We start from the raw sequence: 19,114 nt of genomic DNA, 5'->3' as shown, positions 1-19,114 counted from the left end.
GGTGAAATTCAAGCCGTGAATTCGGCCCACTCCCACGCGTCGGGCGTGGCGAGCAGTTCGGCAACCAGCCGGTAGTTCATTTCGTGACTCGGCCGCAGCGCGTTCACGCGACCGAGCAACGGCGCACCGGCCATTGCCATATCGCCGACCAGATCGAGCACGCGGTGCCGCACGAATTCGTCGGGCACGCGCATGCCGCCCACCACGCGGTTGCCGACAATCGCGGCGGTGCACGACAAACGCGCGCCGCGCAGAATCGGCATGCCGCGCACGTAGCCGGCGAGAATCGCGGGAATCGCCCATTTGACGCGGCCATACGAACGCGACGGCGCGATCTGTTCAGCGAAACTCGCGGGCGTCAGCGCGCCGTCCCAGCGCAGTTCGCCGAAACCCTTCAGATCGTTACGCACCGTCATTTCATAGTCCGTCGACGGTTCGATCGAGATGCTGCGTTCGTCGCGGGTGCCCGCGCCGTCGGCGATCTTCACCTCGCGCAGCACACGAATGAAGCGCTTGGAGTGCGGCAAGCCGATGCGGCCGCACGCGCGGATCGCGTCGATCCACGGCTGTGCGCTGCCGTCGAGAATGGGCACTTCTTCGGCGTCCAGCTCGACGGTTGCGCGATCGATCTCGCAGGTCAGCAGCGACGCGAGCAGATGCTCGACCGTGCGCACCCGCACTCCGTCGCTCGATTCGAGCATCGTGCAAAGCGGCTGGCCGCGCCGCAACGAAGGACTCACCGGCAGTTCCGCGAGCGTGCGGCCGTCCCGCACGCGCCGGAACACGATGCCGCGCGGACTGTCGGCGTTGCCCGGCAGGATCCGCACGTTCACGCGACGGCCGGTATGCAGGCCGTGACCGCTCAACGTCAGCTCGCGCGCAAGCGTGCCTTCACGGTCGCTCCAGCCGGCCGGCGCGCGCATCAGACGAGCTCCGTCGTGACGCCGGACGGCGCAGATGTGGACGCGGACGCGGACGCGGACAACGCGCCGGCTTGTGCCGCCATGGCATCCGCGACATCGGCCAGCGCATGCGCGCCGACGTCGAGCGCATGTTGCGCGGCGACCGCCGCCACCTGCGCCGCGACGCCGTTGTCCGCGGCGTCGTCCTGAGTCTGGATCGATTCGACGATACGTTGCGCGAGCGAATGCACGGTCGCGCCTTCGGCCATCGTCATGATGGACAGCTTGACCTGGAAGCTCTCTTCCACGGCCATACCCAGTTCCATGCCCATCAGCGAATCCATGCCCATATCGAGGATCGAGCGACCGGTTTCGATTTTTTCCGGCGACATGTGCAGGATGCGCGCGATCTGCGCCTGCAAGGTTTCCTCGACCAGATGCAGCGCGTCCGCGAACGGCAGCCCGGCGATCTGATCGCGCATCTGCGCGCCGCCCTGGCGCGCTGGCTCGTGACTACCCCGCGCATGCAACTCGGTGTAGCGGCGCGCGCGCGCCGCCGGCATGCCGAGCGACAGCGCCTGCCAGTCGAGCCGCACCACCGCTTCGCCCGCGTTGACGTCGACCAGCGCGCGTTCGAGCGCATGCAGCGCTTCCGCCGAGGTGATCGACAGACCGCCAATGCGCGCCTGCAACGCTTCGCGCGTCTCCGCATTGCGTGCGAGGAAGCCGACGTCGTCGAGCGGCCCCCAGGCCATATACGTGCCCGCCAAACCGGCCGCGCGACGTTGCACGATCAGCGCTTCGAGGAAACTGTTGGCCGCCACGTAGCTCGACTGCCCCGGATTGCCGAGGAAGGTCGTCGCCGACGAATAGACCACGAAGAAATCGAGCGCCGCGCTGCGAGTGGCCTGATGCAGATTCCACGCACCAGCCAGCTTCGGCGCGAGCACCGCGGCGAAACGCGCGTCGTCGAGATTGCGCACGAGGCCGTCGTCGATCACCATCGCCGAATGCAGCACGCCTCTGAGCGGAGTTCCGCGCCGGCTGATGTCCGCGAGCAGCAGGTCGAGCGCGGCGGCGTCGGTGACGTCGCAAGCGGCCGCATGTACCTGGGTGCCGTTTTCTTGGGACCAGCGCGCGGCTTCCTCGGCGAACGCCGGCGTGAGCGAGCCGGAACGGCTGGCCAGCGTCAGATGGCGTGCGCCGCGCGACCTCATCCAGCGCGCGGTGGCGAAGCCGAGACCGCCCGTGCCGCCGACGATCAGATACGCCGCCGCCGGATCGAGTTGCAGCACCGCCTCGGTCGAACTCGCGCGTGCCGGGCTCGGTGTGCCGGCCGGATAGGTCACGAGAATCTTGCCGATTTGCCGCGCCTGCTGCATATGCCGGAACGCTTCCTCGACCCGCTCGGCCGGAAACGCGCGATACGGCAGCGGATGCAGCACGCCATCCGCGAACAGTTGCATGACCTCGTCGAACAGACGCGCGGTCAGGCCCGGCAACGCGCTCATCAATTGATCCGCGTCGATGCCGAAATAGCTGATGTTGTTGCGGAACGGACGCAGCCCGATCCGGCTGTTTTCATAGAAATCGCGCTTGCCGAGTTCGAGAAAACGGCCGAACGGACGCAACGTGTCGATGCTGCGCACCATCGCCTCACCCGCCAGCGAATTCAGCACGATGTCGACGCCCGCACCTTGCGTGCGTTCACGAATTTCATCGGCGAAGGCAAGGCTGCGCGAATCGAACACGTGATCCGCGCCCAGCAGGCGCACGAATTCGCGCTTCTCGCGGCTGCCCGCGGTCGCGAACACTTCCGCGCCGAGATGGCGAGCCAGTTGAATCGCCGCGATCCCCACGCCGCCCGCCGCGCCGTGCACCAGCACGCGCTCGCCGCGACGCAGACGCGCCAGCTCGCACAGCGCGTAGTACGCGGTGAAGAAGGTGGTCGGCACCGTGGCCGCTTCTTCGAACGTGAGACGCGCGGGTTTGTGCGCGATGGCATCGGCCTTGGTCCACACATGGCTCGCGAACGACGCGGGCGCGAAGCCTAGCACCGCGTCACCCGGCACAAACCGCGCGACGTCGCGTCCCACGCGCGCCACGCGGCCCGACAACTCCATGCCGATCGTCGCGCCTGCAAAGCCGTTTTCGACTGCTTCGTCGGACAGCAGGCCCATGGCGTACATCACGTCGCGGAAATTCAGGCCGGTGGCGACCGGTTCGATTTCGACTTCATCCGGCGCGAGTTCGCGCTGCGGCAAACCGAACCATTCGAGGTTGCGCAACGAACCCGGCGACGCGAAGCCCAGCACCGCCGCTTCGTTCTGCGCGCGCAGCGGCGCAGCGTCCTTGTCGCGCAACGCGGCGCTCGCAGCCGGCAACATGCGCGGCACGTAACGGCCATGCGGCGTTAGCAGCACTTCTTCTTCGCCGTCGGAGGCGAGCAGTTCACGCGCCAGCAGTGCACCCGCGTCGCGGCATCCGGCGCAAACGTCGATCAGACGCGACGACAATTCCGGATGCTCGTTGGCCAGCACGCGGCCCAAACCCCACATTGCCGCCTGCTCGGGACGCAGCGTGGCGGCATCCGCGAACGGCATCGCGAGCGGCGCACCGCCGCGCGTGACGATCCACAGTTGCGGCTGCATGATGCCGGCGACCGCTGTGAGATCGCGCACCAGTTGGGCCAGCGCGAGCGTGGTCTGCTGTTGCGCGAGCATCACGTCGGCACCGTCCGCGTTCGCGGACAGGCTGTGATCCGGTGCGATGAACACCACGTGATGAACGTGCCCAGCCGGCGCGGCCAGTTTGCTCATGTCGTGACGCAACGTGAGCAGCGTAGTCGTCGACGTTGAATGGCCGGCGGCTTGCAGCGCGGCGGCCAGCGTGTCGCTATCGGCGCCAACCGCGCTATCGCCGCTCTCCGCTGCGTACAGCAAGGACCAGTGCGTCGGCCGAGCCTGCGCCGCCTGGCATGCAACGTCGCCTGCATCGGCGGTGCGCGAGGCCGTCAGCGGTTCGCGCGCCACAATCAGCGTCGGCGCGCCTTCCAGATCCAGGCCTTGTTCGGCATGTCGCGTGACCTGTTCGAAGCCGGCCGCTTCGAGCTGCTTCGTCAGCGCTTGCGGCGACAACCAGGCCGCACGGCGCGCGTTCGCATGCGCGGCGTCCGCGTCGAGATCGAACACGATGTCGGCGAAGCGGCTGTTGCGCGGCTCCGTGACGACCACCAGCGCACCCGGCGCAAGCCAGCCGCGCAGCGCGGCGAGCAGCGCGCGCGGCTCGGTCTGGGCCGCCAGCACATGGCTCGCGACGACGAGGTCGTAGCGCTCGCCCGCCTCGATGCCGGACAGACGCGGTGTCTCGCCGAACTCGATGGTGGCGATATGCACCGACGGATGCCCGCTCGCGTCGAAGCCGCTCAACTGTTCATGCGTGCCCGCGATCGTGTAGTCGCAGCGTGACACCGGCATGTGAATCGCCAACGGCTGCAGCACGTCGCTCGACGGCGAATCCAGTTCGAGCACGCGCAAACGGCGCGGCTCGTTCCAGCCTTCGATCGCACGATGCAGGCACTCGCCGGCCAACGCGTTGACGTGGGTCCACGTCGGCGACGCTTCGAAGAAATGCTCGACCAGGCTGCTGCGCGACGGCGGCAGAATCCGCGCGCCGCTCACCTCGCCGCGCAAGACGGCCGGCAGCGCCGCGCCGCAATGGGCGAGCAGCGTCAACTCAGCCACGTGCGCGGGCGATTGCGCGATCAACTCGCGCCACAGTTCGTCGATGCCCGGCAGGTTCGCGCAGGCCACGTCGTCACGCACGAGACGGGCGCCGTCGCGCGTCGCGAGACCGTCTTCCACGACAATCTGCGCGAGCCGCGCGAGCAAGGTGGGATGCGCGCAATCCGGCAGCGCCGCGTGCTCGAACACCTTCAGCGCGTCGAGCGCCCGCAGCGCGTAGGCGCCGGCCAGTACGTCCAGCAGCGGCAGCATTTCGGTCAGATGCGCGCGGCGGCGCGGCTGATCTTCGCGGGCGGCCAGCGCAGCGACGGCATCGACGAGCAATGCGGCCGGTTCAGGCAGCGTGTGCGCGTCGATATCGGCGGCGAGCGGTTTGGCCTCGACGAGATAGGTGTAACGTGCGGGCGCCTGCTGACGGCGGCCCTTCAGATCGACGCGGCGGAACCGGCAGGCCCCGAGCCGCGCGACGATCGCGCCTTGCGCGTCGGCGAATTCGAACGACGCCACCACCGAGTGCGGACTGCGCCGCTCGATCCGCGCGAGCACATAACGAATCGCATCGCCGCGCAGATAGTCGATGCGGCCGAGTTGCACCGGCACATACGCCGCATGGTCGAGACCGCTTTGATCCGCCGCTGCGAGCAACGCGAACAGCGGATGAAAACCGCTATCCATCAAGGCCGGATGCAACGCATAAGCGTCGAGCTCGGCCGGCGATTGGGCGAGCACCGCAGGCACGTCGACTTCCGCGAGCGCGATGTCGGCGTCGGCGTCGACATGCACCGAGCGGACCCACTGGAACGCCGGGCCGTACGTCAGGCCGATCGCCGTGGTGTTCGCGTACAGCGTGTCGCCGGACATGGCCGGCCGGGCGAACAGATCGGTCAGCGCGGTGGCCGGCAAGCGGCTCGTCGCGGCATCGTCGCTCAGCGCGCAACCGCTCGCGAGCAGACGCCCGGTGACATTGAGCGACCACGCTTCGTCGGACATGCGGTCGCGCGTTTCGATCGTGAAGCTCGCGGTGCGAACGTCGACGGTGAAACGGAACAGCTTCGAATGCTGCGGCTGGAACACTACCGGCAGACGGATTTCGAGGTTCTGCACCGCGCAGCTCGCGGTGCCGAAATGCACGCGCGCGGCAGCCAGCGCCATCTCGACGTAACCCGCTCCAGGGAACGCCACGCCGCCATCCACCACGTGATCGGCGAGCATCGGCAAACCGGCCGGATCGAGCTGGTTTTCCCACGCGAGCGCGTGTTCGTGCAGACGGTAGCCGAGCAACGGATGTTCGCGGCGCCGATTGACCAGGTTGTAGGCTTCGGCGGTCGGGCCGAGCCAATAGCGTTCGTGCTGCCACGGATACGACGGCAGCGCCACGCGCGCGCCCATCGGTGCGAAGCGTTGCGCGTCGACGCGCGCGCCGTTCGCGATCGTCGCGTGGATCGCCTGTTGCAGCATCCGCGCGCTGTCGTGATGGCGCTTGAGCGTGGGCAGCGAGCGGCCGCTGACGCGGACGTCGTCGAGCGTTTGCGTCACATACGTGCGCAGGATCGAATGCGGGCCGACTTCGAGGAACAGGCGCACGCCGGTTTGCGCAACCTGCGCGACGGCTTCGCCGAAACGCACCGGCTCGCGGATATTGCGCCACCAGTAATGCGCGTCGAGTTCGGTGCCTGCCAGTTCGGCGCCCGTCACGGTCGAAACGAAACGGCGCGTCGCCGCGCCCGGCGTCAGATCGGCGAGGCCTTGCAGCACGCCCGGCTCGATCGGATTCATCTGGCGGCTGTGAAACGCGTAGTCGAGATCCAGCATCTGGAAGAAGCGACCGCTTTCCTTCACTGCCGCTTCGACCCGTTGCAATGCACCGAACGGACCGGCCAACGTCACTGCTTGCGGGCTGTTCACGCCCGCCACTTCCACATCGGTATCGACGCCCAGTTGCGCGAGCAGCGCGCGCATGGCGGTTTCGCCGAGACCGGCGGCGGCCATGCGACCCGTGCCGCGCGTGGTGGCCTGAGCACGGCTACGGATCTTGATCACGTGGACGGCCTGCGCCAGCGTCAGCGCGCCCGAGGCCCACGCAGCGGCGACTTCGCCGACGCTGTGACCAAGGCACACGTCGAAGCCGACGCCGCGCGCTTCGATCACGCGCACTACGCCGACCTGCAGCGCGAACAGCAACGGCTGCGCGTGTTCGGTGGCTTCCAGCAACGTGGCGCTCACGCCTTCGCGCAACGCGGCGACCAGCGACGGGCTGCCGTCGGCGCACCACAATGCGTCGAGCTCGTCGAGCGCGGCGCTGAATACGGGCTCCTGTTCGACCAACTGCTTGCCCATGCCGGCCCACTGCGAACCGTTGCCGGAGAACACCAGTGCGAGACGTGTGTCGTCGCCCGGTGTGTCGCCTTGCACGAGTGCCGACGTCGTCTGATCCGGCGTCGGCGCGATTAGCGCGCCGAGTGCCGCGCGTGCTTCGTCTGACGTGGCCGGTGCGATCACCGCGCGGTACTTCAACCATTGCCGACGATGCGCCGCGTTCGACGCGAGCGTGTTCCACGACGTGCCGCTCTCCAGCGCGGCCAGATAGCGCGCAGCCAGTGCCGGCAACGCGGCGGCCGAGCGTGCCGAGAGGATGAGCGGTAACGGCGCGATGTCGTTGTCTTTGCCGCTATCGCTATCGTTATCGGTGCGGGTTTCGTTATCGTTGTCGCCAGCCGCTGGCGCCGTCGTAACAGCGCCCGGCGCTTCTTTCAGCACGACGTGCGCATTCGTCCCGCCGAAGCCGAACGAATTGACACCGATCACCAGCGGCTGCCCGTCGCTGCCAAGCGGCGTCAGACGATCCACCACGCGCAAGCGGCCGCCGACGAAATCGATCGCCGGATTGGGCGTTTCGAAATGCAGCGTCTTCGGCACCGCGCGATGCTTCAGGCACAGAATCGCCTTGATCAGCCCGGCCATGCCCGACGCCGTTTCCAGGTGACCCACGTTGGTCTTCACCGAGCCGATCAACAGCGGACGGTCCACCTCACGCCCCGCCGACGCCACTTCCATCAGCGCACGCGCTTCGATCGGATCGCCGACCGCCGTGCCCGTGCCGTGCGCTTCAACATACGCGAGCGAACGCGGATCGACGCCCGCGCGGTCGTACACCGTGCGCAGCAGCGCCGCCTGGGTGGCCGCGCCCGGCACGCTGATGCCGCCTTGCGAGTAGCCGTCCGAGTTGACACCCGAGCCGGCGATCACCGCATGAATCGTGTCGCCGTCGGCTAACGCACGGTCGAGCGTTTTGAGCATCACCAGCGCGCCGCCTTCCGAACGCACATAGCCGTCGCCGCTTGCGTCGAACGCGCGGCAGCGACCGCGCGGCGACAGCATCGAGGCCTTCGAGAACGTCACGAAACCAAACGGATGCAGCAGCAGATTCACACCGCCGGCGAGCGCGATCTCGGCGTCGCCGGATTGCAAAGCCTGACACGCCTGGTGCAAGGCCACCAGCGACGACGAGCACGCCGTATCCACCGACACGCTCGGCCCGCGCAGATCGAACAGATACGACAGACGGTTCGACGCGATGCTAAGCGTGTTGCCGGTCGCCGAATACGGATCGACCGCGTTCAGGTCGTCGACGAAACGATTGCCGTAGTCCGGACTCGCCACGCCGATATATACCGCGCAGTGGCTGCCTTCCATGTCGCGCGGACGCACGCCCGCGTCCTCGAAGGTTTCCCACGCGAGTTCGAGCAGCAGCCGCTGCTGCGGATCCATCTGCTGCGCCTCGCGCGGCGAAATGCCGAAGAACGCCGCGTCGAAACCGGCGACGTCGTCGAGCACGCCGGCCGAGAACGTATAGCTCTTACCCGCTTCGCGCTTCGACGGATGCTGATAGAACTCCGTGCCGAAGCGGTCGGCCGGCACCTGAGTGACCGCGTCTTTTTCGTCGCGCAGCAAGGCCCAGAAGTCGTCCGGGCTCTCTACATGGCCGGGGAAACGGCAAGCCATCCCCACAATTGCAATCTGTTTCGTCATTGTTCAGTTGTTGGGTACAGCGTGCGCGCCGGCTTGCCACGAGGCCTCACCGGTTCGAGCGAGCGAACGAGGGCAGGCCCGAGCTGCTCGGCGCACAAATCTTTCCGGATAGCGGGCGCGTCGCCGTAATTGCGCCAGATGAAGTAATCGCTGCGGGACGGTTCGTACCCGAGATCGACGAACACGTGCGGCAAAGCCGGCACGTGATCGCCGTAAAAACACAGCACCGTCTCGCGCGGCCGCGCGCGTAACGCGGCGATCAGGTGGCCGAGCATCGCGTCGGCGTTGGCGAGGTGGCGCAGATAAGCGGTCAGGTCGCGCCAGCGCGGGTCGTCGCCCAAGGCGTGGAAGGCCGCGCCCTCGCCGGCTTCGACCCGCTCCAGATGCAGCGGACCGTGGTTTTCCATCGTCATCGAAAAGATGAAGGCGGGTTGGTTGCGCGGCTCGTCGAGCGCGGCAACGATCGACGCCGCGACCGCCATGTCCGACACATACGGACCGGCGCGCGGCGCATCGGCGAAGGCCTTGATGTCGATAAAGCGGTCGATCTGCAGATGTTTGAAGGCCCGGTCGCGGCCGAAGAAATCCGCGTAGTACGGGTGAATCACCAGCGTTTTATAACCGCCGCGCTTGAACCACGAAGCCAGCGACGCACAGGCGCGGCGCACGAATGCGTACGGATAGAAACGCGCGTAGCCCAGTTGCTGCTGATCGACGCCGGTCAGCACCGCGAACTCCGTGCGCATGGTATTGGCGCCCCACGCGGGCACCGTCAGATCGCCATGCTGGACCGACTCGCGACGCGCGTTGTCGAAGTGCTTCAGGATCGCGCGATCGATCGACGGCGCCAAACGGCGCGCGTCGAAGAACGACTCGCTCTGGATCAGGATCACGTCGGGAGCCGATTGCGGCGCACCGCTCGCGAACGGACCCGCGGCCAACGCGTCCTGCAACTGACGCGCCGTGGCAGGCTTCATGCCGTTCAGCAGATACGCGACGAACACCGCGAAGAAACCGTGGCGCTTCTGGTCGTCGACCGGGTTCAGCGTGAGCGGCAAGCGCGCGGCGCACAGATAGGCCACGGCGAGGCTGGCGCAGGCCAGCAACGCGAGCGCGCCGACCGGCCGTTGCGCAAGCGGCGTCTCCGCGACGAAGCCCACGATCACCATCGCGACGCCGATCACGATCGCCGCCACCGTGGCCACGCTGAGAAACGGCAGATAGAGCCGAGGATGCGAGAACAACTGGCTAAACAGACTCAGATCCGTAAAGACGAACGGCTCCTGCAGCGACGCGTATTTCGCATTGCTCACACCGGCCAGCAACGCGACCAGCGCAATCGCGACGAACGCCGAGAAGCGCACGCGACCCGTGATCAGCAGCAGGCACGCATAAATCACGGCAATAGCAGAGAGATGCAGCGCGAACGAAACCGGCGAACGGCGCAACGACGCGCGCGGCAACGCGATCGCTTCGGGCAGAAACGCGAGACCGGCGGCGGCGATGAGGTTGAGCGCGAGCGTCGCTTGCAATCAGCGCTCCTCGCGTGGCAGGTACGACAGGCCGCCAAGAATCGCGTCGGCGATGAACGCGGGCAGCAACGGCAGAAGACGCATACCGAATGCCAGCAGACCCGGAAACGCTATTTCGGCGCGGCCGTTTTGCAACTTGCGCTGAATGTGCTTCGCGGCTTTTTCCGCCGACCAGAGGAACGGTTTGTCGCCGGGGAAGACATCGCTCATCGCCGTCTTCACAAAACCCGGCAAGACGATCGACATGCGTACGCCGTCGCGCGCGAGGATCGGGCGGACCGAGTCGCCATACGCTTTGATCGCCGATTTGCTCGCGCAATACGCCGGTGAAATCGCCATGCCGCGCAGCGCGGCGATCGAACTGATGAGCGCGATCTGGCCGCTGTTGCGCGGCCGCATGCGGGCAATGACCGGCAGCGCCGCGTGGATCGCGCCGTAGAAATTGGTGTCGACGATCGCCGCCGTGCGCGCCAGCCCTTCCCAATCCTGCGCGGACGCGAGCGTGCTCGCTGCGCCGGCGTTGGCGATCAGCAGATCGATCGGATGACGGTCGTCGAACTGGTCGAGCCATGTTTGCATCGCCGCGCCGTCACGCACGTCGATCAGGCCGGTGTCGACTTGCGCGCCCTGCGCGCGACAGGTCTCCGCTACAGCGTCGAGTCGGTCGGCATCGCGGCCGATCAGACCCAGCACCACGCCGGGCGCCGCATACGCATGCGCGAGCGCGCGGCCGAGCCCCGCGCTCGCGCCAGTAATGACGACGTGGCGTGGCGCGGTGTTACGCATGCGAGGCCGCCTCGAGTCGCCGCACCGCGCCGGCCGTCGCCATGGCGATCCCGCTGCGTGTGTAGAAGTCGCCGTTGATCTGGGTGTGGTGCACCACGTAGTCCAGAAACGCTTGATAGAGATGCATGTCCGGCGCTTCGGCGTGCAGCCAGAAGTCGTCCAGCGAGCCCTGCCAGGTGAGGCCCGGCATGCCGTAAATGGCGGCGCCCAACGCGATCAAAGGACGACGGTGATGCAGCGCCGACAAACCGACCGTACTGTTCACGACGACGGCGCCGCGTGCGTGATCGAGCAGCGTCGGCAGATGGCCCGCGTCGATGAAACGCAGGCGTTCGGCCATACCGAGTTCACGCGCGAGTTGCTCGGCGTGACGACGATAGTCGATCAGGCCGGTGTCGAGCGGATGATTCTTGATCACGAGCCAACTGTCGGCCGACGCGTGACGCGCGAACGAGGTCAGTACTTTCGCGATCGCTTCGCGCACGCTGTCGAACGGTGAATGGACGACGATCTGCGCGTCCGAATTCAATTGCAGCGGGAAAATGTAGTACGCGCGGCCCGCGTCCAGCAACTCACGCGTGACCTGGTCTGAATCGCGATGGTGCCGGCGTTGACGCAATGCGCGGGCGGCCAGTCCGGAGTACTCGAAGAAGCCGTTTCTCGGACGATGGCTGCGGTAATGCGGAAAGCGCGTGGCGAATAAAGTATTCGCGCCGCGATAACGGATATCGTGGAACGCGCGTTCATAGAGGTTATAGCCGGTCGGTTGGCCGGCCGGACCCGGTGGCGTAACGCGACGCTGATCGAGATACCAGCCGGGATCGCGCGGCAATTGCGAACGGCCATTGACGCCGTGCTTTTCCAGCGTCAACCAATGCGGGCGGACATAACCCTCTTCGAAAACGTGGACGCGCAACCCATTGGCTTGTGCAATAGGATGCATTTGACGGTGAATGTCGCGGCAGTCACCGAACATTAAGACGTCGGTAAAGCTGTTGCGCTTCACTTGATTGGCATACCAGTCGCTTAACTCGCTCGCCTGGCCGCTGAAATTTTGGGCATCGCCATTTCCCGCGTACACCAGATCGCCGCCACAAAAATTAATTCTTCGGACCGCATGGCCGCGCTCGCGCAATGCAATCGCAAGTCGGCTAAAGAACGGAGAAGCCGTGCCTTGCAGGGCGAGAAAGGAACGGTGCATGTAATTACGTCGAAAAGCGGCCCGAGTGCGAGAGAAAAATAACGCCGTACAGACGTGACTTTTCCCTGAAAACCTCGGAATCGTTTGAGTAGTGGCTTGCCGGTCTTAAGCAAGGTTCGGAGAATACATCATTACGGCATAAAACATAAGTAAGGGTAAGAAAAAATATGAAATTTTTGGAAATGAAGAGAAGATGGGATGGCGCAGGGCATAGCCCGTGGCTATAATCGGCCGCCCTTGCTCTGTCGGCAAGGCATATGTTAGTGATGTTTCGTGTAATGCTTTGCGCGCATTTCGCGCATTTGCGATCGCGGAAATACATCGCGCAAGGATTCGCATTGGCTCACGTAAAACGTTTGCGCTCGCATGGAGTTGCAGACCTTTTGCGGGTGCTCCCGCTCTTCTCTTTGCTACACCTTTCAGGCGGCAAGGGGATTGGAAGAACTATTCAGTTTGGATAAGACGTTGGAAACAGTATCTAGCAACAACGAGGCGCTGCCGCCTTCGGGGAAAAAGAAAGGGCTGGTCGAACGTATCAAGGGCGTCAATCGCATTTTTGCGCTGACAGTCGTCGTGCCGACCACGATTGCCATTGTGTATTTCGGGCTGATTGCTTCGGATGTTTATGTGTCGGAGTCGCGGTTTGTGGTACGTACAGCACAGCGACAAAGCCAGGTCAGCGTGGTTGGCGCGTTGCTGCAAGGCAGCGGCTTCTCGCGCGCGCAAGACGACACCTACCCCGTGATTGACTACATTCAATCGCGGGACGCATTGAAAGAACTGAACCAGAATAACTTCATTCGCGACGAGTACAGCGAGCACGGCGACTTCGTTAGCCGATTCAGGCGGACATTCGACGACAGCTTCGAATCACTGTGGCGGTACTACGGCAAGCATATCGTCTCGGCGGACCTCGATTCGACCTCCGCCATCACGACCTTGCAGGTACGCGCGTTCTCCGCAGACGACGCCGCAAAAATTAACCAAGCGTTGCTCGCCATGAGTGAACGCCTGATCAACCGCATGAACGACCGCGGCGCAATCGACACCGTCAGGTTCGCGCAGCGGCAAGTCGACAGCGCGGCGGCGAAAGCCAAAGACGCGGCTGCGGCGCTGGCCATGTACCGGAACTCATATGCGGTCTTCGACCCGGAACGTCAATCGGCGCTGCAGTTGCAACAAGTCAGCACACTGCAAACGCAATTGTTTGCCGCACAGACCCAGTTGACTCAACTGCAATCCATTGCTCCTCAGAACCCTCAGATCCCCACGCTTCGCACCACAATCAGCTCGCTTCAACAGCAGATAAAGGAAGCCACAAGCGGCGTGACGGGCGGCAACAACTCGTTGTCGGGTAAAGCAGCGAACTATGCGCGCCTGCAACTCGACGCCCAGTTCGCTGACAAGCAACTGGCTTCCGCCATGGCGGCACTCGAGGGCGCACAGGCCAACGCGGAGCGCAAGCAACTCTATCTCGAGCGCCTCGTTCAGCCCAACACCCCCGATGTGGCGACGGAGCCCAAGCGGCTTAAATCCATTCTCGAAGTCTTCGCACTCGGCACGATCATTTGGGGCGTATTGAGCCTGCTGCTCGCCGGCATGCGCGAACATCACGACTAACAGGGACGCAAAGTTGAAGCACGACACGACCTTGCGTCGATCATTTCAGATCCAGTGCCGCGTGATTGGCGCACTGCTCATGCGCGAGATATTGACTCGTTACGGGCGGCATAACGTTGGTTTCCTGTGGATATTCTTTGAGCCGATGTCCTTCACTCTCGGGGTGACGGCGCTCTGGACGGCAAGCAAAGCTACGCATGGCGTCAATCTGCCGATTACCGCATTCGCCGTTACCGGGTACTCCACCATCCTGCTTTGGAGAAACTGCGCCAATCGGTGTGCGCTAGCGATCCTCCCCAATCAAAGCCTGCTGTACCACCGCAACGTCCGGGTCATTGACTTCTTTTTTGCACGGGTGCTGCTCGAGGTGTCGGGCGCCACCATGTCGCTTATCTTTCTGACTATCTTCTTTGTCACGCTGGGCATGATGGCGCCCCCGCACGACATCATGCTAATGATCTGCGGCTGGGTTTATCTGGTGATTCTCGGAACTGGCCTTGGATTTACCATTGGCGCGCTGAGCGAACGCAGCGAGACCATTGATCGAATCTGGCACACGATCGCCTACCTTCTCTTTCCGTTGTCTGGCGCCGCATTCATGGTTGAATGGCTGCCACCCGTCGCACAGAAAATCGTCATGCTGATTCCAATGGTCCATGGCGTGGAAATGCTGCGCAGTGGTTATTTCGGCTCGCTCGTCAAACCTCACTACGATATTGGATACATGATCGTTTCGGATCTGGTGCTCCTCCTGATCGGCCTCACGCTAGTGCGCGACGCCAGCCTGCGAGTGGAGCCGGAATGATTGAACTACACGACGTTTCCAAGGCCTATCACACGCGTCAGGGGCGACGTACGGTATTGAACAGCATCAACCTTCGAATCGAGAAGGGAGAGAAAGTCGGCGTTCTCGGTCGAAATGGAGCCGGCAAGTCCACCATGATTCGCATGGTGAGTGGGGCGGAACTGCCCTCTTCCGGTCGCATCAGCCGAAAAATGAGCGTCTCCTGGCCACTCGCGTTCGGTGGTGCATTCCAGGGCAGCCTGACCGGCATGGACAATCTGCGGTTCATTTGCCGGATATATGGTGCCGACGCAAAGGCAGCAGAGCCATTCGTTCAGGAGTTTTCCGAGCTCAGTTACTATCTTCGCGAGCCTGTCAAAACCTACTCCGCCGGTATGCGTGCGCGACTCGCGTTCGCCATTTCGATGGCGATCGAATTCGACTGCTTTCTGATCGATGAAATTATCGCGGTCGGCGACAGCCGTTTTCACTCAAAGTGTCATCACGAACTGTTCGAACGCCGACGCGATCGCTCACTTATCATCGTCAGCCACGATGCAGGCTATATAAGAGATCATTGCGACCGCGCTTCCGTACTTGTGGAAGGAAAACTCCATAATTTCTCAAATAACGATGACGCGTACAGTTTTTACCAGGACTATGCCGCGAATCAATAGGCCGGGAAGATGCGATTCGACAATCAGCAAAAAAGTACTGCTCCCGGGCAGCACCTGTTGCCCATCGTGCAGTTGTGCGTGTGCAAAAAATATGCACCTGCACTTATAATCGGCGAGCCCATCTTACAACCGGTAACATAGGCTCGTCAGATCTTAAAACAACGTCATACCAGGCCGCGAACCAGACGGCACTGATTAAAGAAAGACCAGGCTGAATTGGGGAATATTTTGACTAAACAGCGGTGCGATAGTCTTGATGATGCGGCTTTCCGTGAAGCATGCATGGAATCGAACGACTCCCAGGAATCAAGCGAAGCAAGTTCCGCCCAGTTCCAATCACATGAAACCGAGCAGCGCCAGTCCATAACATCCGGACCAACGTTTGCGCCCGGCTTCGGGCCAATATTAGCCAATGCCACTGATACTGGCGGCGTGCTCGGTTTCGCCGTCGTGAAAAAAACACCTTGGCATTTCGGTGGCATCTACGCTCAAGAAAACGAGGCGCAGCGCGTAGCCGCAAATCTTGGCAGCGACTACGAGGTGGAATATGGCCTTCACCGTTTCGATTCGGACGACTCGTATTACTGAGCACTGCCGTGCAGCTTCACGCCGCCCTTCATTCCCAATGATCCGAAATATCACACGGGTCGCTTTCGGCTGGAAGCTGCCGAAGGCGCCCTGGTGTGTATTGAGTGCCAGCCGCCTCCAATACCAGCACGCTTCTTGTTTGATCACGCCTCGCACTCGCGAAATGATCATCCTGCAATCACAGCAATAGAAGCGAAAAAAGTTCAACATCAGTCAGAATATTGTAGAGCAGAGAGAAATGACCGCCGCAAATAACGTCGAACAACTACTCGCGCTGGATGGAAGAAACTTTGTCCGCGTTGCCTATGTCACGCTTTTGGGCAGGGAACCCGATGACCACGGTGCCGAACACTATATGCACCAATTGATCAAGGGCATTTCCAAGGCGAGAGTTCTGGTCGATATCGGCTCGTCAGCCGAGGCGGTCGCTCACGGCGCACATCTGGAAGGACTGGACAAACTCACGCGCCGCGGCCGTCTTGCTTTGTCAACGCTGACATATGTCAAACGCATGTTCAGAAACGATGCGGAAGACAAGTCATCGCAGCGAGGCGTGGCAACGATCCCCGGAGGCCCGACGTCGCCCGAACCGGAGACGGTGAAATCCGCGGCCAAACCCATGGTGCGGGCAACGAAACATCGCGCCATCAAAACACCGGCGAAAAGCAACGGTCCGCAATTCTGGTTCGACCTCACCACTTCGTTCGAATGGACTGGCGGTGTGGTGGGCATTATCCGCGCGGAACTGGAAATAGCTTGCGGCCTGAAGAAGGCCGATCCCAATGTCCGTTTCTCGATGCAACTGGCGAACGGTTTCGTCGAAATCCCGGACAGTGAACTCCAATGGCTGTTCAATGCCAGGAATGTCGCCGATGCCTACATGCGCTTTTTTGGCCGTTACCCGCGCGACACTCAGGAAGGCAACACCGACGCAGGCACCATCGAAGTCAACATGCCGGCGTCCGGCCGACTGACTCATCCGTATGGGCCGGGCGACGTGGTCGTCAGCGTCGGGTGGATGGACAGCAGAAAGGAAGCCTACTTCTCCCGACTGAAAGCGGCGTTTCCAAAGGTTTTTATCACCTACCTGATCTACGACGTCATTTTGCTGCGCCCCGAGACACGTCATTTCTATGCCGAGGAAGGACAAAGCAAATTCGAGAACTACATCAAGTGGATCTCCGAGCACGCTGATTTCACGTTGTTCGGCGGCGAAACGGCCAAGCGCGACACGCTGGAATTGCAAACTCGCATGGGATGGCCCACGCCCCCTGGCGCGGCGATCAAGTTTGGCTCCGACATCGTCAAATTGACCGAAGAAACGATCGAACCGAAGCTGCTCGCTGACATGGGAATCACGGGACAGTTCATCATTACCGTCGGCTCTCTCGAACCGCGCAAAAACCACGATACGCTTTACAAAGCGTATCTGATGGCGCTGGCGACAGACTGGGAACGAACACCCCAACTGGTCATCTGCGGCAAGCCGATGTGGCGGGTCGACGACCTCGTCGATTCGCTGAACCGCGACCCACGCCTGACCGGCAAGGTCATTCGTCTCTCGCCCACCGATACGCAACTGGCGGCGCTCTACAAGCATTGTGCTTTCACGGTTCTTCCAAGCCTGTACGAAGGCTGGAGCCTGACGCTACCTGAAAGTCTAAGCCAGGGTAAGTTCTGCCTCGCCACCGATACACCGCCGTTGCGCGAGATCGGTCGGGATCTTATCGACTATGCGCCGGCGTGGGACGTGCGCACCTGGGCGGACAAGATTCTTCTGTACGCGAACGACAAGACGCTGCTGAATCAATATGAACGCCGTATCGCCAGCGAATGGCCGGTGACGACGTGGCAAGCCACTTCGCAGATGGTCTACGACCACGTGAAAGCATTCGCGAAAACCGCGGTACCGTCCAAACGCAAACCCGAAATCTGGATGGATTTATCGCTGAGCTTTCTTCACTGGCAAGGCGGCGTCAACGGCATCATCCGTGCTGAACTGACATTTGCGCGCTACCTCGATCGTATTGCGCCGAACACGCATTTCTTTGCCTACGATCACGGTCGCGTTTTCGAAATTCGTCGCGACCTGCTTTTGTGGCTATTCGACGACTCCGACCTTTCCACCTCGTACCGCATGTTCCATGATTTTTGGGGCAAGCACGAAGCTGACCGCACGGGCTTCCGTAGTCCGTTCGCTGGTGGCGCGCCTGACACGCACCCTGACATCATTGAGTCGTTCCCCGACAACACGATCATTTTCTTCGCCGGCATCGATTGGGTAACGAGCGGCGACCAGCATCGCATCAAGGCGGCCGTGCGCTCTCGCGACGCCGGCGAAGCGATCCTGGTGTCGCAACTCATTTATGACTTCACACCCATGCTGGTGCCGCACCTGCACGCTGCTGAGACGAGCCTCGGCTATGCGCCGTTTGTCGAATACGTATCGCAGACGTTCGACCATATTGCGTACGGCGGCCGCACCGCGCAACGAGACGGCATTGCGATCCAGAAACAGCACGGCTGGCGAACACCGGCGAGCGATTTTATCGAGTTCGGCTCAGACATCGATGCATCGCGCGCGATTCGCACCGCCAGCGACGAAGAGATTCTCACCCGCCTTGGCGTGAGCAAGAATTTCGTGATGACGGTCGGCACAGTGGAACCGCGCAAGAATCACGAAACGCTGTACAAGGCATACGTGACGCTACTGACCCGTGGAGAAATCGCGGATCTTCCGCAAATGCTTTTCATCGGCAAACAGGGCTGGAAGTCCAACGACTTCCTCTCAATCCTGAATTCGGATTTGCGCACCAAGAACCGTATTCTCATCATCAGCCCCACCGACGAAGAGCTCGACGTGCTGTACCGGCACTGCCGCTTTACGCTGCTGCCGTCTTTCTATGAGGGCTGGAGCCTCACGCTGCCGGAAAGTCTCAGCTACGGGAAACTCTGCCTCACGTCCGACGTCGAGCCTTTGCGCGAAACCGGACGCGATCTGGTCGACTATATCGATCCTCTCGACACCTTCGCCTGGGCGGAAAAGATCGGCTACTACGTGACCCATCCGAAGGCCGTGGCACAGAAAGAAACACGTATCCGGCGCGAGTGGAAAGCGCGCTCCTGGCTCAATTCAACGCACATGCTGCTCGACGCACTCTACGCCGCGCACGAAGCAAAACGCGTGTCGAGCGAGACGGAGCTGTCGGGTACGGGCGCCGCCTCCGCGAGAGTTCTAACAAATAATTAACG

The 19,114-nt window shown here is 62.7% G+C and carries 10 protein-coding genes; 5 read left to right on the top strand and 5 right to left on the bottom strand.

Going from position 1 to position 19,114, the window contains the following annotated elements:
- Positions 1 to 8: 8 nt before the first annotated feature.
- The 5 genes from GGD40_RS35340 to GGD40_RS35320 are packed head-to-tail and all read right to left on the bottom strand — an operon-like array spanning position 9 to position 12,193.
- Entirely contained in the window at positions 9 to 923 is a 915-nt protein-coding gene (locus GGD40_RS35340; protein ID WP_179746845.1) for a UDP-3-O-acyl N-acetylglycosamine deacetylase, read from the bottom strand.
- Positions 923 to 8,674 carry a type I polyketide synthase gene (locus GGD40_RS35335; RefSeq protein ID WP_179746844.1) on the bottom strand — a complete coding sequence of 2,584 codons (7,752 nt, stop codon included), beginning with the start codon at positions 8,672 to 8,674 and terminating at the stop codon, positions 923 to 925. Before GGD40_RS35335 ends, GGD40_RS35340 begins: the two co-directional genes overlap by 1 nt.
- Positions 8,671 to 10,206, bottom strand: coding sequence for an LTA synthase family protein (locus GGD40_RS35330; protein WP_179746843.1), 1,536 nt, complete (start codon positions 10,204 to 10,206; stop codon positions 8,671 to 8,673). The genes GGD40_RS35335 and GGD40_RS35330 overlap by 4 nt, the downstream gene beginning before the upstream one ends.
- On the bottom strand, positions 10,207 to 10,992 hold the full coding sequence (locus GGD40_RS35325; protein ID WP_179746842.1) for an SDR family NAD(P)-dependent oxidoreductase: 786 nt from the start codon (positions 10,990 to 10,992) through the stop codon (positions 10,207 to 10,209).
- On the bottom strand, positions 10,985 to 12,193 hold the full coding sequence (locus GGD40_RS35320) for a capsule biosynthesis protein (protein ID WP_179746841.1): 1,209 nt from the start codon (positions 12,191 to 12,193) through the stop codon (positions 10,985 to 10,987). Before GGD40_RS35320 ends, GGD40_RS35325 begins: the two co-directional genes overlap by 8 nt.
- Before the next feature lie 465 nt (positions 12,194 to 12,658).
- Between GGD40_RS35320 and GGD40_RS35315 the strand changes: the two genes are divergently transcribed.
- From GGD40_RS35315 to GGD40_RS35295, 5 genes are all read left to right on the top strand, one after another.
- A complete protein-coding gene (locus GGD40_RS35315) occupies positions 12,659 to 13,813 on the top strand; it encodes a hypothetical protein (RefSeq protein ID WP_179747157.1) in 1,155 nt (384 codons plus the stop codon).
- A 13-nt stretch (positions 13,814 to 13,826) separates the two neighbouring features.
- Positions 13,827 to 14,618, top strand: a complete 792-nt coding sequence (locus GGD40_RS35310; RefSeq protein WP_179746840.1) for an ABC transporter permease — start codon at positions 13,827 to 13,829, stop codon at positions 14,616 to 14,618.
- Entirely contained in the window at positions 14,615 to 15,274 is a 660-nt protein-coding gene (locus tag GGD40_RS35305) for an ABC transporter ATP-binding protein (protein WP_179746839.1), read from the top strand. Before GGD40_RS35310 ends, GGD40_RS35305 begins: the two co-directional genes overlap by 4 nt.
- Positions 15,275 to 15,556: 282 nt before the next feature.
- A complete protein-coding gene (locus GGD40_RS36720) occupies positions 15,557 to 15,862 on the top strand; it encodes a hypothetical protein (RefSeq protein ID WP_218901395.1) in 306 nt (101 codons plus the stop codon).
- Positions 15,863 to 16,100: 238 nt separating this feature from the next.
- Positions 16,101 to 19,112: a glycosyltransferase gene (locus tag GGD40_RS35295; protein ID WP_179746838.1), complete on the top strand. Its 3,012-nt coding sequence runs from the start codon at positions 16,101 to 16,103 to the stop codon at positions 19,110 to 19,112.
- Positions 19,113 to 19,114: the final 2 nt, after the last annotated feature.

Source organism: Paraburkholderia bryophila, assembly GCF_013409255.1.
Lineage (GTDB): Bacteria > Pseudomonadota > Gammaproteobacteria > Burkholderiales > Burkholderiaceae > Paraburkholderia.
This window is presented reverse-complemented; position numbering and strand designations above follow the sequence as displayed.